At 72.0% G+C, this 21,268-nt stretch carries 14 protein-coding genes; 6 read left to right on the top strand and 8 right to left on the bottom strand.

Going from position 1 to position 21,268, the window contains the following annotated elements:
• Positions 1-50 precede the first annotated feature (50 nt).
• On the top strand, positions 51-1,547 hold the full coding sequence (locus OHB00_RS18170; RefSeq protein ID WP_406435942.1) for an FAD-dependent monooxygenase: 1,497 nt from the start codon (positions 51-53) through the stop codon (positions 1,545-1,547).
• A gap of 5 nt (positions 1,548-1,552) precedes the next feature.
• Here the strand turns inward: OHB00_RS18170 and OHB00_RS18165 are convergent, their stop codons facing one another.
• The 4 genes from OHB00_RS18165 to OHB00_RS18150 form a co-directional block, all read right to left on the bottom strand.
• Entirely contained in the window at positions 1,553-2,011 is a 459-nt protein-coding gene (locus tag OHB00_RS18165) for a DUF5707 domain-containing protein (protein ID WP_406435941.1), read from the bottom strand.
• 211 nt (positions 2,012-2,222) lie between these two features.
• Positions 2,223-4,796, bottom strand: a complete 2,574-nt coding sequence (gene pepN / locus OHB00_RS18160) for an aminopeptidase N (protein WP_406435940.1) — start codon at positions 4,794-4,796, stop codon at positions 2,223-2,225.
• Between the two features lie 101 nt (positions 4,797-4,897).
• Positions 4,898-5,686: an SDR family NAD(P)-dependent oxidoreductase gene (locus OHB00_RS18155; RefSeq protein WP_406435939.1), complete on the bottom strand. Its 789-nt coding sequence runs from the start codon at positions 5,684-5,686 to the stop codon at positions 4,898-4,900.
• Positions 5,687-5,777: 91 nt separating this feature from the next.
• The gene (locus tag OHB00_RS18150; RefSeq protein WP_406435938.1) at positions 5,778-6,794 is read right to left on the bottom strand and encodes an aspartate-semialdehyde dehydrogenase; all 1,017 of its coding nucleotides are present in this window, start codon (positions 6,792-6,794) and stop codon (positions 5,778-5,780) included.
• Between the two features lie 298 nt (positions 6,795-7,092).
• Here OHB00_RS18150 and OHB00_RS18145 point away from each other — a divergent pair, with 298 nt between their 5' ends.
• Positions 7,093-7,620 carry an RNA polymerase sigma factor gene (locus OHB00_RS18145; RefSeq protein ID WP_406445842.1) on the top strand — a complete coding sequence of 176 codons (528 nt, stop codon included), beginning with the start codon at positions 7,093-7,095 and terminating at the stop codon, positions 7,618-7,620.
• A 2-nt stretch (positions 7,621-7,622) separates the two neighbouring features.
• Positions 7,623-8,423: a hypothetical protein gene (locus OHB00_RS18140; protein WP_406435937.1), complete on the top strand. Its 801-nt coding sequence runs from the start codon at positions 7,623-7,625 to the stop codon at positions 8,421-8,423.
• 47 nt (positions 8,424-8,470) lie between these two features.
• Here the strand turns inward: OHB00_RS18140 and OHB00_RS18135 are convergent, their stop codons facing one another.
• Positions 8,471-11,776 carry a S8 family serine peptidase gene (locus tag OHB00_RS18135; RefSeq protein ID WP_406435936.1) on the bottom strand — a complete coding sequence of 1,102 codons (3,306 nt, stop codon included), beginning with the start codon at positions 11,774-11,776 and terminating at the stop codon, positions 8,471-8,473.
• A gap of 237 nt (positions 11,777-12,013) precedes the next feature.
• Between OHB00_RS18135 and OHB00_RS18130 the strand changes: the two genes are divergently transcribed.
• The 3 genes from OHB00_RS18130 (at position 12,014) to OHB00_RS18120 (ending at position 16,515) form a co-directional block, all read left to right on the top strand.
• Positions 12,014-12,460, top strand: coding sequence for an NUDIX hydrolase (locus OHB00_RS18130; protein WP_406445840.1), 447 nt, complete (start codon positions 12,014-12,016; stop codon positions 12,458-12,460).
• A 244-nt stretch (positions 12,461-12,704) separates the two neighbouring features.
• Positions 12,705-14,483: a TIGR03767 family metallophosphoesterase gene (locus tag OHB00_RS18125; protein WP_406435935.1), complete on the top strand. Its 1,779-nt coding sequence runs from the start codon at positions 12,705-12,707 to the stop codon at positions 14,481-14,483.
• 811 nt (positions 14,484-15,294) lie between these two features.
• Positions 15,295-16,515: a glycosyltransferase gene (locus OHB00_RS18120; RefSeq protein ID WP_406445838.1), complete on the top strand. Its 1,221-nt coding sequence runs from the start codon at positions 15,295-15,297 to the stop codon at positions 16,513-16,515.
• Positions 16,516-16,546: 31 nt separating this feature from the next.
• On the opposite strand, the gene OHB00_RS18115 is transcribed toward OHB00_RS18120, so the two are convergent.
• The 3 genes from OHB00_RS18115 to pepN (OHB00_RS18105) all read right to left on the bottom strand — a co-directional run bounded on the left by OHB00_RS18115 (position 16,547) and on the right by pepN (OHB00_RS18105) (position 21,135).
• Complete coding sequence (locus OHB00_RS18115) at positions 16,547-17,083, bottom strand: GNAT family N-acetyltransferase (RefSeq protein ID WP_406435934.1); 537 nt, start codon at positions 17,081-17,083, stop codon at positions 16,547-16,549.
• A gap of 221 nt (positions 17,084-17,304) precedes the next feature.
• On the bottom strand, positions 17,305-18,342 hold the full coding sequence (locus OHB00_RS18110) for a hypothetical protein (RefSeq protein ID WP_406435933.1): 1,038 nt from the start codon (positions 18,340-18,342) through the stop codon (positions 17,305-17,307).
• 207 nt (positions 18,343-18,549) lie between these two features.
• Positions 18,550-21,135: an aminopeptidase N gene (pepN, locus tag OHB00_RS18105; RefSeq protein WP_406435932.1), complete on the bottom strand. Its 2,586-nt coding sequence runs from the start codon at positions 21,133-21,135 to the stop codon at positions 18,550-18,552.
• Positions 21,136-21,268 lie beyond the last annotated feature (133 nt).

Genomic DNA, 21,268 nt, shown 5'->3' with positions numbered 1-21,268 from the left:
TGTTGGTCATCGGGTGTTGGCAAACGAGTGCAGGCATCCAGGAGGCCTCCATGAACGGCACGACCGGCACCCCCGAGAACTCCCGTGTGATCGTCGTGGGCTCCGGCCCCACCGGCCTGCTCCTCGCCGGTGACCTCGCCGCCGCCGGCATCCCGGTCACCCTCCTCGAAAAGCGCCCCCACGAGATCAGCAACCTGTCCCGGGCCTTCGTCCTGCACGCCCGCGCCCTGGAGCAGCTCGATGCCCGCCCGTCGCCCACCACCACCCCCAACGGACGCGCTGCGCGCGCGCCTCTTGCCCGGAGCCTCGCCGACGACCTGGAGGCCGTCGGCCGGCCCATCACCCGGATGAACCTCTTCGACGGGCTCACCCTGGACCTCGGCGCCCTTCCCTCCCGCTTCAACCACGTCCTCGTCCTCCCGCAGTACGAGGTGGAGAAGGTCCTGGAGCGCCGGGCCGCCGAGGCGGGTGTCGACTTCCGCCACGACTGCGAGGTGACCGGCCTGACCCAGGACGCGGACGGCGTGACCGTCCGGGTCAAGGGCCGGGAGGACCTGCGCGCCGCGTACGTCGTCGGCACCGACGGCATGCGCAGTGTGGTGCGGGAGGCGGTCGGGCTGCCGTTCCCGGGCAGGTCGGCGATCCGGTCCGTGGTCCTCGCCGACGTGCTGCTCGCCGAGAAGCCCGAGACGCTGCTGACGGCCGCCGCGGTCGGCGACGCGTTCGCCTTCCTCGCACCCTTCGGCGACGGCTACCACCGGGTCATCTGCTGGCACCGCGGCCGAGACGTCCCCGACCACGAGCCGGTGGACCTCGACGAGATCAAGGAGATCACCCGCCTCGCCCTGGGCCGGGACTACGGGATGCACGACGCCCGCTGGATGTCCCGCTTCCACAGCGACGAGCGCCAGGTGCCCAGCTACCGGGTCGGCCGGGTCTTCCTGGCCGGCGACGCGGCACACGTGCACACCCCGGCCGGCGGTCAGGGCATGAACACCGGCCTGCAGGACGCGGCCAACCTGAGCTGGAAGCTCGCCGCCGTGCTGCGCGGCCACGCGGACCCCGCGCTGCTCGACACCTACCAGAGCGAACGGCACCCCGTCGGCCGGACAGTGCTGCGCAGCAGCGGCGCGATCGTCCGCCTCGCGATGGCCAAGGGCTGGCAGCTGCCCGTGCGGGCCGCGCTCGCCACCGCACTCGACCACTTCGCTCCGGCCCGCCGTAAGGCGGTCGGCCAGGTCACCGGCATCGGCTACCGGTACCCCGCCCCCAGGGGTGCGCACCGCCTCACCGGCACCCGCGTCCCCGACCTCGCCCTGGCCGGCGGCGGCCGTCTCTACGAGGCCCTGCGCGGCGGCCGGTTCGTGCTGGTCACCCCGGGCTCCTACGACCCGGGCACGGAACGCGCGGACCGCCTGACCGTGGCCCGCTGGGCGAGCGACCGTCGTACGACGCTGCTGGTACGCCCCGACGGCTACGTGGCCTGGGCGGCCGGGAGCGCCCGGGCGCCGGAGATCGAACAGGCCCTGGCCACCCACCTCGGGTGACGGGTTCAGGCGAGGGTGAAGTCCGCGGCCTCGGTGTCCAGGGTGGTGTGGCCGTCCTTCGCCGTGGCGAGCACGGCGATGTGCCAGGCACCGTGCGCGGACGACGCGGCGTCGGCGGCGGACACCGGAGCCCTGTACACGCACCGGACGGTGCGGGCGCCGGCCGGGGTGCAGGTCGCCGACTCCACCTCCGCCATGTCCTTGGCGGTCAGCGGCTTCTTCGCGAACGGCGACTTCCCAGGCCACGCCAGCACCTTCAGGTTCTTGACCCCGGAGGGCGCGCTGACCTCGGTGGTGAAGGAGAGCGAGCCGTCCCGGCCACCGTCGGGAGCGGTGTAGTGGACGCTGCTGTGCGCCAGGGCGGGGGAGGGGTCCTGGTCCCCGGCATAGGCGAGGGCGAAGGCCCCGGCTCCCGCGAGCACGACGGCACCGGCGACGACGGACAGGGCGATACGACGGGACATGGCGAGTTCTCCGTGACTGGCTCAGGCCGGCCCGGACTGTCCGAGCCGAATGGACCGGCGCTCGCTGCCGCGCCGTCGCGTCGATCCTCGCAACGCGCGGCCGCCCCGGGCGTGAGCACGGATACTCAACTCGTCCTGGGTGATGAGTACTTCGCGAGTGAGGCGGGGCGCCCGGTGCGTGTCACCACCGGGCGCCCCGCCGACGTGCCGCCTACTGGGCGGCCGCGTCCGCCGCCTGGGCCTTCAGGGCCCGCTCGACGCCCGCGCGGGACTCGGAGACGAGCCGGGCCAGGGCCGCGTTCGGCTGGGCCGAGGCCAGCCAGGCGTCCGTCCTGGACAGGGTCTCCTGGGAGACCTGGAGGGACGGGTAGAGGCCGATCGCGATCTGCTGGGCCATCTCGTGCGAGCGGGAGTCCCACACCGACTTCAGGATCTCGAAGTACTTGTCGGTGTACGGCGCCAGCAGCTCACGCTGGTCGGTCTGGACGAAGCCGCCGATCACCGCCTCCTGCACGGCGTTCGGCAGCTTGTCGGAGTCGATGACCGACGCCCACGCCTCCGCCTTGGCCTCCGTGGTCGGGCGGGCGGCGCGGGCGGTGGCCGCGTGGCGCTCGCCGGCGGCGGTCCGGTCCCGCTCGTACTCGCCCGCGATCTCCGTCTCGTCGAAGCGGCCGACCGCCGCCAGCCGCTCCACGAACGCCCAGCGCAGCTCGGTGTCGACGGCCAGGCCCTCGATGGTGTGGGTGCCCTCCAGCAGGCTGTCCAGGAGGTCCAGCTGCTCCGGGGTGCGGGCGGCGGCCGCGAAGGCACGGGCCCAGGCCAGCTGGTGGTCGCTCGCCGGCGCGGCGGACCGCAGGTGGGCCAGGGTGGCGTCGGTCCAGCGGGTGAGCAGGGCCTCGCGGGCGGCCGGGTCGGCGTACAGCTCGATGGCGAGCTTCACCTGGCGGTGCAGGGACTGCACGACACCGATGTCCGACTCCTTGCCGATGCCGGACAGCACGAGGGACAGGTACTCGCGGGTGGGGAGCTCGGCGTCCCGGGTCATGTCCCAGGCCGACGCCCAGCACAGCGCGCGGGGCAGCGAGGCCTCGAAGTCGCCGAGGTGCTCGGTGACGAAGCGCAGGGACTCCTCGTCCAGGCGGACCTTGGCGTAGGACAGGTCGTCGTCGTTGAGCAGGAACACCGCCGGGCGGCGGCGGCCGGCCAGCTGCGGTACGGCCGTCAGCTCGCCGTCCACGTCCAGCTCGATCCGGTCGGTGCGGACCAGCTTGCCGGTCGCCTCGTCGAGGTCGTACAGGCCGACCGCGATCCGGTGCGGGCGCAGGACCGGCTCGCCCTTGGCGCCGGCCGGCAGCGCGGGGGCCTCCTGGCGGATGGCGAAGGAGGTGACGACACCGTCGGCGTCCGTCTCCACCTCCGGGCGCAGGATGTTGATGCCGGCCGTCTGCAGCCACTTCTTCGACCAGGTGCTCAGGTCACGCCCGGAGGTCTCCTCCAGGGCGCCCAGCAGGTCGGACAGGCGCGTGTTGCCGAACGCGTGCCGCTTGAAGTAGGCCTGCACGCCCGTGAAGAACTCGTCCATGCCGACGTACGCGACGAGCTGCTTGAGGACCGAGGCTCCCTTGGCGTACGTGATGCCGTCGAAGTTGACGAGCACGTCGTCCAGGTCGCGGATCTCGGCCATGATCGGGTGCGTGGAGGGCAGCTGGTCCTGCCGGTACGCCCAGGTCTTCATGGAGTTGGCGAACGTCGTCCACGAGTGCGGCCACCGCGACCCCGGCGCGTACGCCTGGCAGGCGATGGAGGTGTAGGTGGCGAACGACTCGTTCAGCCACAGGTCGTTCCACCACTCCATGGTGACCAGGTCGCCGAACCACATGTGGGCCAGCTCGTGCAGGATGGTCTCGGCGCGCGTCTCGTACGCCGCGTCCGTCACCTTCGACCGGAAGACGTACTGGTCGCGGATGGTCACCGCGCCCGCGTTCTCCATCGCGCCCGCGTTGAACTCCGGCACGAACAGCTGGTCGTACTTGGTGAACGGGTACGCGTAGTCGAACTTCTCCTGGAACCAGTCGAAGCCCTGCCGGGTCACCTCGAAGATCGCGTCCGAGTCGAGGAACTCCGCGAGCGACGGCCGGCAGTAGATGCCGAGCGGGACGCTCTGGCCGTCCTTCTCGTACACGCTGTGCACCGAGTGGTACGGGCCGACGATCAGCGCGGTGATGTACGACGAGATGCGGGGCGTCGGCTCGAAGACCCAGACGTCGTCCTTGGGCTCGGGCGTCGGCGAGTTCGAGACGACCGTCCAGCCGCTCGGCGCCTTCACGGTGAACTGGAAGGTCGCCTTCAGGTCCGGCTGCTCGAAGGAGGCGAAGACCCGGCGGGCGTCCGGCACCTCGAACTGGGTGTAGAGGTAGGCCTGCTCGTCGACCGGGTCGACGAACCGGTGCAGACCCTCACCCGTGTTGGTGTACGCGCAGTCGGCGACGACCCGCAGGATGTTGCGGCCCGCCGGCAGGCCGGGCAGCGCGATCCGGGAGTCCGCGAAGACCTCGGCGGGGTCGAGGGTGTCACCGTTCAGGGTGACCTCGTGGACCGCGGGGGCCACCAGGTCGATGAAGGATTCGGCGCCGGTTTCGGCGACGTCGAAGCGCACCGTGGTCACGGACCTGTAGGTACCGCCCTCCTGCGCGCCGGAGAGGTCGAGATCGATCTCGTACGAGTCAACGGTGAGCAGCTTCGCCCGCTGCTGTGCCTCTTCGCGAGTCAGGTTTGTGCCAGGCACGCGGTCATCTCCTCGTTATGTGTGGGTTGCGCCATCCTTCCACGGGAGCGGGGAGGAGGGCGACGAGGGAAAACCCCAGAGATCGCGCGGGACCGGCGCGGTCAGGCCGCCGTCGTGCCGCCGTCGACCGGCATCGCCGCGCCGGTGACGAAGGAGGAGCGGTCGCTGCACAGCCAGAGCGCGGCCTCCGCGACCTCGGCGGGGCCCGCCATGCGCTTCTGCAGCGTCTCGTCCTCGAACCGCGCCCGCAGCTCCGGCATGGTCCGGACGGCCCGGTCCATCATCTCGGTGCTGGTGCTGCCCACCACCAGCGCGTTGACCCGGATGCCGCGCTGGGCGTACTCGGCCGCGGCGGCCCGGGTCAGCCCGAGGACCGCGTGCTTGGCGGCCACGTACGCAGCCGACGCGCCGGTGGCCCGCTGTCCCGCGACACTCGACGTGTTGACGATGGTGCCGCCGCCGGCCTCCAGCATCTCGGGGATCTGGAAGCGCAGACAGTTCCAGACCCCGCGCACGTTGACGTCCATGGTCTGCTCGTAGACGTCCTGGCCGGTCTCGTGCAGCTCGGTGCCGGCGGTGCCGAAGCCGGCGTTGTTGAAGGCGCAGTCGAGGCGGCCGAAGGCGTCGACGCCGGCGCGGACCACCCGCTCGACGTCCTCGGCACGGACGACGTCCCCCGGCACCGCCAGGGCCCGGCCGCCGTCGGCGGAGATCTCCTCGGCCAGCGCCGCCAGCCGCTCCGCGCGCCGCGCCGTCAGCACCACGGCCGCCCCCTCCCGCGCGAACAGCCGCGCGGCAGCCGCCCCGATCCCACTGGACGCCCCAGTGATCATGACGACCTTGCCGTCGAGGACGCGTGAGCTGCCGCAGGCAGACCGGGTGTCACTCATATGTGAAGGCTCCCCTGTATGACGGACGTGAGCATCAGCGCCCCGTCAGGGGCGCGGGGCTGTGCCGATATGCGGCTCCGCCGCGCGTTCCCTAAGCCGACAGCTCCTCCGCCACCAGCTCGGCGATCTGCACGGCGTTCAGCGCAGCCCCCTTGCGGAGGTTGTCGTTGGAGACGAACAGCGCGAGCCCGTTCTCCACCGTCTCGTCGCGCCGGATCCGGCCGACGTACGACGGGTCCCGGCCGGCCGCCTGGAGCGGGGTCGGGATGTCGGACAGCTCCACGCCGGGAGCGGCCGCGAGCAGCTCCGTCGCCCGCTCAGGGGAGATCGGACGGGCGAACCGCGCGTTGACCTGGAGGGAGTGCCCGGAGAAGACCGGGACGCGGACACAGGTGCCGGAGACCTTCAGCTCGGGGAGCTCCAGGATCTTGCGGGACTCGTGGCGCAGCTTCTGCTCCTCGTCGGTCTCGTTCAGCCCGTCGTCGACGAGGTTGCCGGCGAAGGGCAGCACGTTGAAGGCGATGGGCCGCTTGTAGACCTGCGGCTCGGGGAAGTCGACCGCGCCGCCGTCGTGCGTGAGCTTGTCCGCGTCGGCGGCGACCTTCTGCACCTGCCCGTGCAGCTCCGCGACGCCCGCGAGACCGGAGCCGGACACCGCCTGGTAGGTGGTGGCGACCAGCGCCTCAAGGCCCGCCTCCGCGTCCAGCACCTTCAGGACCGGCATCGCGGCCATGGTCGTGCAGTTCGGGTTGGCGATGATGCCCTTCGGGCGGACGGCGATCGCGTGCGGGTTCACCTCGGAGACGACCAGCGGGACCTCGGGGTCCTTGCGCCAGGCGGAGGAGTTGTCGATCACGACGGCACCCTGGGCGGCGACCTTCTCCGCGAGCGCCTTCGAGGTGGCCCCGCCCGCCGAGAACAGCACGATGTCCAGGCCCGAGTAGTCGGCGGTCGCCGCGTCCTCCACCGTCACACCGTCGAGCACGGTCCCGGCCGAGCGGGCCGAGGCGAACAGGCGCAGTTCCGTGGTCGGGAAGTTCCGCTCCTTGAGGATCCTGCGCATGACCGTGCCGACCTGACCGGTGGCTCCGACGATTCCGACCCTCACAGCGACTCCCTCTGCATACGTTGACGTGTGTCTGCGGCCTTTCCATCATGCGGCCGACCCGGGTCAGCCTGTCCAATTCTTTGCGCGCCACGCCCACCGACTGGACCACCCGCTCCGTGGAACTCCCGCCCCCACCCCCGCTGAGCTGCAGGAATTACCTCCACCTGGCCGTCGTACCGCAAGCTGTGCTGCCCGGCGCGCCGGTGTGACGTACGCCTCGGAAAAGATTTCCGGGGATCCGGGCGAACGTTTCCGGGGGCCCGGGCGTCGTAGGAGAAACGCGGTGAGGGGGTGGGTTGTGCTGCGCAGAAAGGCCCGCCGCGCCCAGGGGGACCAGCAGGGGGATCCTCTGGACGCGGACCAGGAGCGCCGGGTGCGGGCGGTGCTCGCGCTGGGCGGCGTACCGCAGGCGGACCTGCCGGACGGGGTACAGCAGGTACGTCTGCGGTTGCTGGAGCGGGCCGCGAGCGGCCAGGAGGCGCCGCGGGACGTGTCGGCGTGGGCGGCGGTCGTCGCCTCCCGGCTCGCCATGGACTGGCACCGCGCCAAGCGCCGCCAGGAACGCCTCGGCGAACGGCTCGCCTCCCTCCGCCAGCCCGACCACGCCTCGGGCGAGGACAACAGGCTGCTCTCCGTCGCCGTCGCCCGCGGCCTGGACGAACTGCCGGACGCCCAGCGCCAGGTCCTCGTCCTGCGCTTCTACGCCGATCTCCCGGTGCGCGGGATAGCCGAGGAACTGGGCATTCCCGAGGGCACGGTCAAGAGCCGGCTGCACACGGCGGTACGGGCCCTGCGCGCCCGCCTGCACGAGGACGAGGTGGTGTGAACATGCCCGCCGAACACGACGCCCACGAGCGTGACGACGACCGGGACGGACGCGACGGTCAGGACGGAGCGGGGACCGACGCGCTGTTCGCCGTTCTCATGGACGAGCCGCTCTCCGCCGAGCAGCGGGCCGACCCCGCCTTCATGGCCGAGCACCGCGCCGCCACCACCGACGTGGCACGCCTGCGCGAGCACCTCGGAATCATCGGCGACGCCCTTGCCGACGGGCCGGGTCCGCAGCCGGCGCCCCGCCCCCGGCCCCGCCCGGCCGAGCGCCGCAGGCTGCGGGAGCGCCCCGGCGTCCGGGCCCTCGGTCTCGCCGGTGCCCTCGCGGCCGCGTTCACGGGGGCCGTGTTCGGCATCGGCTGGCTCGCGGCGAACGGCGGATCCGGCGCCATGTCGAACGGTGCCAGTGCGGACAAGGCCGCCGGCAGCGCGGCGAGCTCGGCGGGCCAGGGCGGCAAGGAGCAGGGCGGCGGTCCCGGCTACCTCGCCTGCGCCCGGCTGGTCGTCGAGGGCACGGTCACCGGAGTGCAGCGGCTCGCGGGCTCCGGCGAGGAACGCGTCACCCTGCGCGTGACCCACGCCTACAAACCGGCGAAGACCGCCGCGGAGGTGGAGTTCCGCTTCGGTTCCGGCACCGACGCCCGGGTCCGCACGGGCGTCCGCCTCCTGGTCGGCATCACGGACGGGCAGCAGGTGCCCGACCGGTACGCGGTCGGTGCGGCGGAGATCGCGACGGAGCGGTCCTGGATCGTCCGCGACCTGCCCGAGTCGCGGACCATGACGTGCCAGGACAGGTGAAGGGGCGGGCGCCCCGCAGGACGCCCGCCCCCCGGCAGCCGACCTGCCTACTGCGTGACCTTCTCGATCTTCACGCTGCCGACGCCCGCGGCCGTGCCGCGCGCGTTGACCAGCTGGACCTGCCCGAAGAACTCACGTCCCTCGGGGGCCGCCGCGGCCGCCGTGACCTGACCGGTCACCGTGGTCGAGGCGCCCGTGCCGAGCTTGACCGGCGTCGAGCCGTCCACCGTGACGGAACCGAGCGCGGCGGAGAAGAACACGTCCCGGTAGTCGTAGTCGGTGGAGCCGGACGGGACCGAGTAGCCCACGACCTCCACCGTGTACGTCCCGGCGGCCGGCGAGGCGATGGAGACAGCCTCCTCCGAGTCGCCGTCGGCGGACTGCGCGACCTGCTTGCCGGACGCGTCGTACACGGTCAGGTCGAGGTCGGCCGAGGCGTCCGACACGTTGCCGATCGCGACGTCCAGGGAGGTCGCGCCCTCCGGCACGGTCACCGTCGTGCTCTGGGTCTCGCCCTCCTTGATGGCCGGGCGGGTCGTCTTCGAGGAGCCGAGCGGGCCGCCGACCAGCTTGCCGTCGAGGGCGGCGAACCCGTTGGTCACCTTCCAGGAGGCGGTGACCGGGGTGCCGACCTTCGCCTCGGGCACGGTCACGGTCTCCGGGTCGAAGGCCGCGCCGAGCACGGTGACGCCCAGCCGGTACGGGTTGTCGAGCAGCGGCGAGGTGCGGCGCGCCTCGACCTCGATCTCCCAGACCCCGGCCTGCGGGTCGGCGTACGAACGCACGTCGGGGGCGCAGCCGTTGCCGTTCAGGTAGTTGTTGTAGCAGTACGGGGTGCCGGTGTTGTCGACCGGAACGCCGTAGGGGTGGATGGCGATGAACCGCGTCTGGCTCTTGTCGGCGAGCCCGCTCATCGCGACCTCAAGGGACTTGGCGCCCTCCGGCACGGTCACGAAGTAGGAGATGGAGCTGTTGCGCTGCACCGAAGCCGACGCCGAGTACGTGTAGTCGACCGGAGCCGACACCACGACGGTCGTCAGGATCTGCTTGTCGACGCCCTCGGTCCGCGGGTCGTCGACTTCGAGGATCGCGGACTTGATGCCTGAACTCTTCGCCCTCGCCTGCACCTTGATGGTCACCGGCTGGTTCAGCGGCAGCTTCACCTCGTCGGAGCCGAGGATCCTGAAGGTGTGACCGGCGTTGTTCTCGAAGCGCAGCTCGTGCCGGATCGCCCGGTCGGCGCCGGAGGTCCGGGTGACCGTGATGTCGTACGTCTTCTTCTGCCCGGCCTTCAGACCGCCCTCGCGGTCGTAGAGCCCGGTGCCGTAGCCCGGGGTCTTCAGCGCGGAGTCGATCGCGGTGTCGACCGGCGCCTTGACCGAGTAGTCGTGGGCGGTGGCGTGGTCGCGGATGGACTCCCACGCGTCGACGATGTCGATCCGGCCCGCGCCCTCCTCGTAGGCCTGGACACCCTTGATGTGATGGGCGGTCGAGGTCAGTGCGGTGCGCAGGCCGGCGGGGGAGAGGGCGATGCCCTTCTCCTTGGCCGCGCTCAGCAGCAGCGCCGAGGCGCCCGCGGCCTGCGGGGAGGCCATCGAGGTGCCCTGGAGCATGGAGTAGCCGGCCGGCAGCGAGTAGCCCGCCTCGGCGACCGGGGCGCCCGGCAGCCAGGTCTGGGTGGTGTTGATCGCGGCGCCGGGTGCGACCAGGGTCGGCGTGAAGCCGCCGTCCTCCCGCGGGCCGCGCGAGGAGAAGGGGAGCAGCTGGTACTTGGTGGTCACCTGGGAGCCGTAGTTGGCGGCCCAGGTCTCCTTGGAGATGGCCGCGCCGACCGAGATGACCTTGTCGGCCAGGCCGGGGTCGCCGATGGTGTTGGCGCCGGGGCCGGAGTTCCCGGCGGAGATCACGAGCTGCACGCCGTAGGTGTCGATGAGCCGCGTGTACAGCTCGGCGCGGGCGTTGTTGCCGTCGTTCAGCGCCGGGAGGCCGCCGATCGACATGTTGACGATGTCGACGCCCCGGTTCGCGACCAGGTCGATCATGCCCTCGGTGAGGGCGACGTTGGTGCAGCCGCCGGTCCAGGTGCAGGCCCGCGAGGAGACGATCTTCGCGCCCGGGGCCGCGCCGTTCATCTTCCCGCCGAACAGGCCGTTGGCGGCGGTGATGCCGGCGACGTGGGTGCCGTGCTCGGACTCGATGACCCCGATGTTGACGAAGTCGGCCGTCTTGCCGACCCAGTCCCCGCCGTACGGGTCCATGGGGACGTCCTTGCGGATCTGCACGACGAACGGCTGCCGCTCGACGACGTCGGTCGCCGGGTTGTCGGTGCCGAACCAGCCGATCTGGTAGCCGTCCTTGTACGGCTTCATCGGCGTGTCGTCGGAGAAGTCGTTGTTGTCGTTCAGGTCGACGGTGACGGTGCCGGCCGCCGGGTCGTAGAGCACGCCCCAGCTGTCCGTGGTGTCCCCGTCCCGGTTGGCGTCACCGGCCGCGTCGCCGCCCGCGGTGTACGACTCCTTGAAGGTGCTGATCCGGTACGACCCGGCGGGCGCCGTCCAGGTCCTGCCGCCGTAGGAGAAGCTCGGCCCGGACACGGCCGTGACCATCGGGCGCCAGGTCTGGTCGCCGTCGACGATCGGGTCGGTCGAGGTCACCCAGTCGACGATCTTCCGCTCGCCGGTGGTGGTCCGCTGCAGCGCCGGGTGGCCGAGGTCCACGCCGGAGTCCAGGATGCCGATGGTGATGCCCCGGCCGTCCGCCTTCGGGTGCTCCTTGACGAAGCCGACCGCGCCCGTCTCGAAGGACGGGTTGTACGGGTTCTCGGCGGGGGTGTTCCTGTTCGGCGCCGGGTAAGCGGCCTTGCCCTTCGACGCGTTGGCGCCGGCGGCCGTCGGGTCGTCGAGCTGGACCTCCTGGCGCAGGTCGATCGCGTGCACCGAGGACAGCCTGGCGGCGGCGGCGATCGCCGTGTCCGCCCGCCCGGTGGGGACGGTGGCCCGGACGTAACCGAGCCTGTCGTAGGTACGGCCCACCGAGCCGCCCTTGACCGCGTCCAGTTCCCGGGCGACCTGCTCGGTCTGCCCCGGTGCGGTCGCGATCATCATCGTGACGTTCTTGGCGTTGTCCGCCTTGGCCTCGGCGAGCAGTTCGGCGTCGTCCGAACCGAGCTTGTCGTGGGCCGACTTGACGCCGGGGTCGGCGGTGGCGGCGGACGCGGCGGGGGCCGTGGTGGCGGCGGCGGCCAGGGGTAGCGGCCCGGCGGCGGAGAGCGCGGCCACCACACCGGCGGCGACGGCCAGCCGGCCCAGGCGTCTGTGGCCCGGTATCGGGTCGTGCTGGGGGGTGAGGGTCATCTGCATCCCTTGTAGGTAAAGGAACGAGCGTTGAGTGACCGGACACGGTCATGTCCGGCGCACAGGCGCACAGCTTTTCCCAAGGGAACGGTCTTTTGGGAACGTTGACCGAATCGATATCAACGTATGGGGAAAACCCCCGGTCATCCCGCGGTCGCTCCACGGTCCCGTCGCGGAAACCCGGTGGCCACCGCGCGCTCCACGCCCTACCGTGCCGACGTGCGCGAGAAGCTCAGGGTGGCGGCCTACGCCGTGTGTGTCCGTGACGGTCAGATCCTGCTCGCCCGGTCACCGGCCGACGACGGCACACCCGAATGGGTCCTGCCCGGCGGTGGCATGGAGCACGGCGAGGACCCCTACGACACGGTCCGCCGCGAACTCATGGAGGAGACCGGCTACCGCATCGAGGTCACCGGCCTGCTCGGTATCGACTCCCGGCGCCACCTTTTCCCCCGCGCGGGTCTGCGGCGCCCCGCCACCGACCACCACGGCGTGCGGATCGTCTACACCGGCGAGGTCGTCGGCGGCGAGCTGAGGCACGAGGTGAACGGCTCCACCGACATGGCCGCCTGGCAGGACCTCGACGCCGTACCGTCCCTCCGGCACGTCCCGCTGATCGACGTCGCCCTGCGGCTGTGGCGGGAGCGGCCGGCGGCGGGGCGGTTTGCACAAGAGCAGTCGTAAGTGCCGGAGACCCTCCCCTACCCCGGCAGATGAACGCGGAGTGGCCGGACCCCGGACGCCCGAAATCCGCTCCATGACCGGTCCCCACCTCGGCTGATCCACGTACGGTGATCGGCGCTGCGCGTTGCCGCCGCGTTCACGCACAGGTCACCCCCGATGTCAACGATCCGTAGTGAGCGGGAAGTTCGCGGAAGCGATCGCCCGCGACCACTGCCGACGCGTTCGTACTCGGGGAGATCGCGCCATGTCGCGCATACGCTCTGTCGCCACCTCCGCGGCCCACAAGGGCCGCGAGGCACTGGAGATCAACCGCCGTACCGTGCTCGCCGCCGCCGGAGCCGTCTCGCTCTCCGCAGGCGTCGGCTACGCCCTGCGCCCCACCGACAGCGAGGCCGCCACCGCCACGGCCACCGAGCAGCAGCCGGTCGCCGAGGGCCGTCCGGCCGCCGCGGCCCCCCTCGCCCCGTACACCAAGGGCACCACCCTCGCCTCCGTCGCCGCGCCCCGGAACAGCTCCGGTTACCGGCGGCTCGGTGACGGCGCCGGCTGGACGCGCGTGCTGCGCTCCGACCTGGCCGCCGCCAAGTCCGGCCGGGCCGGCCGCCGTACCGCCCTCGCCGCGTTCGTGCAGTTCACCGACCTGCATCTGATGGACGTCCAGCACCCGCTGCGCCTTGAGTTCCTGCGCGCCCACGACCCGCACGCCTGGCGCCCGCACGAGGCGCTCACCGTGCCCGGTGCCATCTCGCTGGTCGAGCGGGTCAACGCGCTGCGCGGCGCCCCGGTCACCGGCTCGCCGCTGCACTTCGTGATGACGACCGGCGACAACACCGACAACAACGCCCACTCCGAACTGGAGTGGTTCATGAAGGTGATGAGCGGCGGCCGGATCACCCCCAACACCGGTGACCCCAAGCACTACGAGGGCGTCCAGAACAGCGGCCTCAAGCTGTACTGGCAGGCCTCAGCCGCCGTCCGCGACAACGACAAGGCGCTCGGCTTCCCGCACCTCGCCGGCTTCCTGGCCGCCGCGATCCGCGAGGTGAAGAGCCCCGGCCTCAACCTGCCCTGGTACTCCACGGTCGGCAACCACGACGCCCTGCCGCTCGGCTGCTTCGGCTCGCACGCCGACCCCTACCTCGCAGCGGCCGCGATCGGCGGCAAGAAGCTGATGACGGTGACCGACGCCGAGGCCAAGAAGCTCCAGGACTCCATCCGCAAGGCCCAGGACCCCAAGGGCAGCGGCTACCGCGACTTCCTCAAGGCCCACGCCCGGTCGATGCGCTCGGTCACCGCGGACGACAAGCGCGCCCCCTACACGGCCGCGGACTACCTCAAGGCCCACCTGGACCCGGCCTACCAGGGCCTCGGCCCGGTCGGCCACGGCTACTCGTCCGCCAACGTGGCCGCGGGCACCCAGTACTACGCCTTCCGTATCTCCGACGACGTCATCGGCATCAGCCTCGACACGACGGACGCGGGCGGCCACTACGACGGATCGATCGGAACGGCCCAACTGGCCTGGCTGGAGAAGACCCTGAAGGAGAACAAGGACTCCTACGCGGTCGTCTTCAGCCACCACACCAGCCAGACGATGACCAACACCCGCCCCGACCCGGCCCACCCGAGCGACCACCGCCACACGGGCGCCGAGCTGGTCACCCTGCTCAACCGCCACGCCAACGTGCTGGCCTGGGTGAACGGCCACATCCACCGCAACCTCATCACCCCGCACAAGGCCTCGAACGGCAACTCCTTCTGGGAGATCACCACCGCCTCGCACGTCGACTACCCGCAGCTCGCCCGGGTCGTCGAGCTGGCGGACAACAAGGACGGCACGATCTCCCTGTTCACCACCCTGATCGAGTCCGCCGCCCCGCACCGCACCGACTTCTCCGACCTCTCCCAGACCGGCCTCGCCGCCCTCTACCGCGAACTGGCCTTCAACGCACCCGGTTCCAGCAAGGTCCTCGGCGGCAGCACGACGGACCGCAACACGGAGCTGGTCCTGAAAAAGGGCTGACAGCCGCTCAACCGGCCGCGCCGCGGGCCACCGCACCGCCGACGAACGAGTCCCTCCCCCCGACCGAGTACGACCACTCGGCTGGGGGGAGAGACATGCTCGTACGTACGACACTGACGGCGGCCACCGCACCGGCCCTGTCGGCAGCGCTCGCGGGACCGGCACCGGCGGCACCGGCCGGCCCGGCGCCGACGGCACCCGCGGCCGGCCACCGGGCCACCCGCGAGGCGATCCACGCCGCGGTCGAGAGCGGCGTCCCCGGGGCGACGGCCACCGCCCGCGAGACACCCACAGCACCTGGTCGGCGACGGCCGGGACCGGCGACACGCGGACCGGCGACACGCGGACCGGCGCCCCGCGGTCCCCGTCGGCATCCGCGGCTCCTCCTCCCTCGCGGCCACCACCCCCGACCGCCGCCACGCCCTGGTGAGCCGCGGCGCCCCCGGCACGGCTGTGCGCGGAGGCGGCCGGCCGCGGCTGCGCACCCACCGCGGCCGGTGACATCGTCGCGCGTCCGGGCACCTGGCTTGCCGATTTTTTGCCGTCGGCCACGCTGGTCCGGAGGCCGCGAGGGAGCCCGAAGCTCCTGTAAAACAGCAGGTCAGGAGGATGGTGGCAGGGGAAGTGGAATGATGTTGACGACCCGGGGTCCGATGCTCGCCCTGTCAACGCAGCCGACTCCGGGACGAGACGCGCCGTTCATCCGAATGAAACGTCCGTACCGCCTCATATCGGCTAACCCGCGGTTCCCGGGGATGGCTCGATATGGTGCAAGGTTGGTGGTCGTGTGAGCGCTCGGCTCGGACTTCGTGTGCTCTCGGTCTACGAGGGTTTTTTCTCCGGGGGAGCCCGGATCGTGCACAGTGATGTGCTGCTGGGCCTGGTGGAGGGCGGACAGCAGTGGCATCGGGTGCTGAGTCTGCACGGTGAGGTCCACCGAGAAGCCACCACACAGCGCATGGAGGACGACGCCTGTTACCGGGCCCTCACGGCCGGTGGCATCGAGGTCTCCTCCCTCGGCCGCACCGCCGGGCTCGTCGACGGCACCGTCGCCGCGTCGGTTTTCAGCGGGCCCGAGCTGGCGGACACGGCGCGGGCCATGGCCGGCGCGGACGTCATCCTGTCCCTGAAGGAGCAGCCGCTCGCGCTGCTCAACCAGGCCGGGCTGCCCCGCCGTCCCGTCGTCGTCTGCCTGCACCGGTCCGACCCGGAGAACCAGGGCCCGGCGCTGGACGAACTGAAGGCCGCCATCGCGGACGGGACCGTCGTGGCGTGCGTGTGCTGCGCCGAGTCCACCCGGGACGCCTACGAGGCCGCCGGGATCCCCGGTGAGCTGCTGCACGTCATCCCGAACGGGGTCGACCTGCTCCGCTTCCGGCCGGACGCGGCGCTGCGGCTCGCCTTCCGCGAGTCCCTCGGCATCCCCGCCACCGCTCCCGGCGGCCCCGGCGCCCCCGTCGTCGTGTTCGCCGCCCGGTACGCCGGCATGAAGAACGTGCCGCTCTTCCTGCGGGCGGCCAGGGCCTGGCTGGCCCGTGAGGGCGGCGGCCACGTCGTCATGTGCGGGGCCGGCATGACCGAGGACAACCCCGCCCTCTGGGCCGACATCGAGGTCGCGTTCGGCGCCGACCGGGCCGCCCTCGGCGACCGCGTGCACCTGCTCGGCGTACGGCACGACATGGAGACCGTCTACGCCGGCTCCGACGTCGTCGCCCTCACCTCCGCCTCCGGCGAGGCGGCGCCGCTCTGCCTGATCGAGGGCATGATGTGCGGCGCCGTCCCGGTCACGACCGACGTCGGCGACAGCGCCTCGATCGTCGAGGGACACGGCTTCGTGACGCCCTTCGACCCCGACGCGATCGCCTTCGCCTGGTCGGCGGCGGTGGCCGACAGAGAGCTCTTCGCTCCCGCGCTGGCGGCGAGCCGCGAGCGGTTCAGCCGGACCCGGATGATCGCCGCCTACGCCGACCTGCTCGCCCATGTCGTCGGCGACGTGCGCGACGAACTGCGCCCCGGCGTCAGCGGGCAGTAGCGCCCCCGCGACGGCCCGCTGCCCGGCAGGCTCACCCGGGCAGCGGGTCGTCGCGCAGGACGCCGTAGAGGACGCAGTCCCGCCAGTGGCCGTCCCGGAACACCATGCCGCGCATGACGCCCTCCCGGGTGAAACCGGCCTTCTCCAGGGCGCGTTGCTCGGCGATGTTGGCCGAGTCGGTGTCGGCCTGGATCCGCTGCACCGGGGTGTGCGCGAACAGGTAGCGGACCAGGGGGCGCTGGGCGCGGGTGCCGATGCCCCGGCCGCGGGCCCGAGGCGCCAGGGCGATGCCGACGCTCCAGCAGTACGACGTGGGGCCGGTCGTCAGCTGGTGCCAGGACACGAAGCCGAACGGGCCGTCGGACGCGGCGTCGGTGTCGACGATCAGCTGGCCGCCGTCCGGCCCGAGCAGACCGTTCTCCGCGAAGCGGCGCCGGAACCGGTCGGGGTCCCGCCAGCCGAACCACTGGAAGCGGCTCGCCGCCTCGGGGTCGAAGAGGAACCGCTCCAGCAGAGGAAGGTCGCCCTCGCGGGCGGGGCGCAGTATCACGGCGTCGTCGTCGCTCATCCCGGTCACTGTAGAGGGCGCCCGAAGCGACCGGCCCCGGCCGTGCGGCGCGAGAAGAGGCCGTCGGTTCCCCTCCGAACCGGCGGCCTCTTCTTCTGGCGGCGCCGCCCCGATGCGCCGTTGTTCCGCTGCGGCGCCGTCGTGGCTGGTCGCGCCCACGCGGCGGTAGCCGCACATTCGATACAGCCCCGCGCCCCTTCGGGGCCTCTTCGGGGCGCTCCTCAGCGAGGCAGCACCACCACGTACGCGGCCGGGTCGCGGTCGCCGGCCGCCATCAGGGCTGTGCGGACCACCGCCGCCTGCTGCTCCATCGCGTTGCGGAGCTTCTTCGGGGTGAGGTACACGACCGTGATGCCGAGGCGCTCCAGGTGCTCCCGCTTGCGGGTGTACTCGGACCACAGGGCGTCGTCGTCCTGGCGTGGGGCGCGGGTGTCCAGCTCGACGGCGACCGCCTGCTCGGGCCAGTAGGCGTCGAGGCCGCCCAGGTGCGGGCCGCCCGGCAGCCTCAGGTCCACGTTCCAGACCGGGTCGGGCAGGCCGTACTCGTGGACCATCCGGTAGAGGCGGTCCTCCGCGATGGCCCGGCCCTCGGCGACGAGCGAGTCCACGGCGTCCACCACGTGCGGGCGGGAGAGCAGCTTGGCCTGGGTCAGCTCCCGCACCACCGCGGCCGGGTCGCAGTGGCCGCCGCGCACCGCCTCGGTCAGCAGCCGCCGTACCGCCTCCGCGTCGGTCAGGTCCGCCACCGCGTCCGCCAGAGCGCGCGGGACCGGGGCCACCGGGACGCCCGTGACCTGCACGGGGGTCGGCAGGGCCGGGGTGCGGAGCACCCGGACGTAGGAGGTGGAGCGCAGCCGGCGCATGCGCGGGACCAGGACGTCCACGTGGTCCAGGGAGAGCAGCGGCGGGGTCGCGGAGAAGCCGTGCAGGGTCAGCGCCGCCAGACCCGTGATCATCGCGTCCGTGTAGACCGGGCGGTGCGGGGAGTCCGGGGTCGGCTGCGCCGGGACGCCCGGGGCCGGTTCGCGCGCCGTGAACAGGAGGGCCGCGTGCAGGCGTTCCTCGCTGGTCGGCGGACCGGGGTGCAGCAGGACGACGCCCGGGAGCAGTAGCTGCCAGGGGCCGCCCGGCCGGCACTGCTCGGCGATGTCGGTGGCCGCGACGCCGTGGGAGCGGAGCTGGGCCGTCGTCAGCACCCGGCGATGGACGTCGGACAGATGGCGGAGGGGGCGGGGGGAGAGCGGGGTGTTGTGGGTCATGGCATCGGGATTCCCGGGGCCGGCCGGGTCCTTAACCGGTGTTACACGTTCGTCGATAAATACGGACAAGACGGGACTAAAGGACGGATGTTCGGGTGCCGAGTAGGGGCCCGGAACCCCTGGTCCGGACGGGTGGGGACCAGAGGTTACGGCCATGATTGACTGAATTGCGTAACGGTCACCCGGAGGGCGACCTGTGGCCAAAGGTCAGTCGGCGAAGGCCGCCGCGGCCCGCGCGTCGCACTCCTGTCCGCGCAACGTCCGTGCCAGGTCGTCCCGGGCCTCCAGGACCAACCGGCGCAGCGCCGGGGGCGCGTCGGCATGGGCCGTCAGCCACGCGTCCGTCGCCTCCAGGGTCTCCGGGCGGTCCTGCAGGGAGGGGTACAGACCCCGGACCACGTCCATGCCGATCTGGATCGAGCGCTCCGCCCAGATCCGGGCGATGACCTCGAAGTACCTCTCCGTGTACGGCGCCAGCAGCTCCCGCTGCGACGGCCGGGCGAAGCCCGCGATCGTCGCCTCCACCAGCGCGTTGGACAGCGCCTGCGACTCCACGACCTGCGCCCACGCCTGCGCCTTCACGGCCGCCGACGGCCGGGCGGCCAGGCAGCGCACCTGGTGGCGCTTGCCGGACGCCGTGTCGTCCCGGGCCAGTTCGGCCGCGAGGACGGACTCGTCGGCGGCGCCGTGTGCGGCGAGGGGTTCGAGGAACGCCCAGCGCAGCTCCTGGTCGACGTCCAGACCGTCGATCGTGGCGGCCCCCGACAGAAGTTCCTCAAGCAGCCGGAAATCGGCGTCGGCCGCCGCCGTCGACGCGAAGAACCGCGCCCAGGCCAGCTGGTGCTCGCTGCCCGGCGCCGCCTGCCGCAGCTCCCGCAGCGCGCCCTCGGCGAGCAGTCGCCCGACCGCCTCCCGCCCCTGGGGCGCCACATAGTGCACCAGCGCCGACTCCGCCCACGCCTGGAGCATCTGGAGCACGCCGATGTCCGACTCGCGGCTCGCGAACCGCAGCACCAGGCCGACGAAGTCCCGGGCGGGCAGCAGCGCGTCCCGGGTCAGGTTCCACAGCGCCGACCAGCACAGCGCCCGGGCCAGCGGATCGGTGAGCGAGCCGAGGTGGCCGCGCAGGGTCGCCAGCGACGTCTCGTCGAAACGGATCTTGCAGTAGGTGAGGTCGTCGTCGTTGACCAGGACCAGCTCCGGGGCCTCGGCTCCGGCCAGCTCCGCGATCACCGTGCGCGGGCCGTCGACGTCCGCCTCGGCACGCGCGTACCGCACCAGATCGCCGCCCTCCAGCCGGTACAGGCCGATCGCCACCCGGTGCGGACGCAGCTCGGGGTGCGACTCGGCGGCCTCCTGCACCACGGCCAGCTCGTCGACCCGGCCCTCGCCGTCCAGCAGCACCTGCGGGGTCAGCGAGTTCACCCCCGCCGTCTGCAGCCACTTCCCGGCCCAGGCGCCCATGTCCCGGCCGCTGGTCTCCTCAAGGACCGACAGCAGGTCGCCGAGGCGCGTGTTCCCGTACGCGTTGCGCTTGAAGTAGCGGCGGGCGCCCTCCAGGAACGCGTCCTGGCCGACGTACGCCACGAGCTGCTTCAGCACGCTCGCCCCCTTCGCGTACGTGATGCCGTCGAAGTTGAGCTTGGCGTCCTGGAGGTCGCGGATGTCGGCCGTGATCGGGTGCGTGGAGGGCAGCTGGTCGGCGCGGTACGCCCAGGCCTTGCGGCGGTTGGCGAAGGTGGTCCACGCGTTCTCGAAACGGGTCGCGCCGACGTTCGCGAACGTGCCCATGAAGTCCGCGAAGGACTCCTTCAGCCACAGGTCGTCCCACCACACCATGGTGACCAGGTCGCCGAACCACATGTGCGCCATCTCGTGCAGGATCACGTTGGCACGCGCCTCGTACGACGCCTGCGTCACCTTGCCCCGGAAGATGTACTCCTCCCGGAACGTCACCAGGCCCGGGTTCTCCATCGCGCCCAGGTTGTACTCGGGCACGAACGCCTGGTCGTACTTCCCGAACGGGTACGGGTAGTCGAAGTGGTCGTGGAAGAAGTCCAGGCCCTGCTTGGTGATGAGGAAGACGTCGTCGGCGTCGAAGTAGGGGGCGAGACCCTTGCGGCACATCGCGCCGAGGGGGATCTCCAGCGTCGAGCCGTCCGGCAGGGCGCGGGAGTACGACTCCGTCACGTAGTGGTAGGGCCCCGCCACCACACACGTGATGTACGTCGAGATCGGCTTCGTCTCCGCGAACCGCCAGACCCCGTCGGCGAGCTCACCCGCCCCGTTGCTCCACACCGTCCACTCCTCGGGCGCCCGCACCTCGAAGCGGAACGGCGCCTTGAGGTCCGGCTGCTCGAAGTTGGCGAAGACCCGGCGGGAGTCGGCCGGCTCGTACTGCGTGTAGAGGTAGACCTCGCCGTCCTCGGGATCGACGAAGCGGTGCAGTCCCTCGCCGGTGCGGGAGAAGGCGCACCGGGCATCCACCACCAGCTCGTTCTCCGCGGCCAGGTCCTCCAGGGCGATCCGGGTGCCGTCGAAGACCTCGCCGGGGTCCAGGTCCTTGCCGTTCAGGGTCACGGCGGTCACGCTCGGCGCGATCAGGTCGGCGAAGCTCGACGCCCCCGGCTCGCTGCAGCGGAAGCGGATCGTGGTCACCGAGCGGAAGGTGCGCGGCTCGTCCTGGCCCTCCCCGACCGCGGACCGTACGTCGAGCGACACGTCGTACCCGTCGACCGAGAGCAGGGCGGCCCGCTCCCGGGCCTCGTCGCGGGACAGATTCTCACCGGGCACGGGCGGCACTCCTTCGTGTCGATACGCGTCGTCGTAGGTACGCCGGAACAGCACCGATCCTCCCACGTGCCCCTGACGCCGGGCACCCGGGAATGGGGTGGTCGGTGCCGGTGTTGCCGCTGGAAAGGACCGC

This window comes from Streptomyces sp. NBC_00631 (assembly GCF_045206895.1).
In the GTDB taxonomy this organism is placed as follows: domain Bacteria; phylum Actinomycetota; class Actinomycetes; order Streptomycetales; family Streptomycetaceae; genus Streptomyces.
The sequence above is the reverse complement of the archived record's forward strand: the minus strand, read 5'-3'. Positions and strand labels throughout refer to the sequence as shown.

Coding starts and splice junctions, on each gene's coding strand:
- OHB00_RS18125 (WP_406435935.1), top strand. CDS start 12,705: ATGTCGCGCATACGCTCTGTCGCCACCTCCGCGGCCCACAAGGGCCGC.
- OHB00_RS18170 (WP_406435942.1), top strand. CDS start 51: ATGAACGGCACGACCGGCACCCCCGAGAACTCCCGTGTGATCGTCGTG.
- OHB00_RS18155 (WP_406435939.1), bottom strand. CDS start 5,686: ATGAGTGACACCCGGTCTGCCTGCGGCAGCTCACGCGTCCTCGACGGC.
- OHB00_RS18135 (WP_406435936.1), bottom strand. CDS start 11,776: ATGACCCTCACCCCCCAGCACGACCCGATACCGGGCCACAGACGCCTG.
- OHB00_RS18115 (WP_406435934.1), bottom strand. CDS start 17,083: ATGAGCGACGACGACGCCGTGATACTGCGCCCCGCCCGCGAGGGCGAC.
- OHB00_RS18140 (WP_406435937.1), top strand. CDS start 7,623: ATGCCCGCCGAACACGACGCCCACGAGCGTGACGACGACCGGGACGGA.
- OHB00_RS18110 (WP_406435933.1), bottom strand. CDS start 18,342: ATGACCCACAACACCCCGCTCTCCCCCCGCCCCCTCCGCCATCTGTCC.
- OHB00_RS18165 (WP_406435941.1), bottom strand. CDS start 2,011: ATGTCCCGTCGTATCGCCCTGTCCGTCGTCGCCGGTGCCGTCGTGCTC.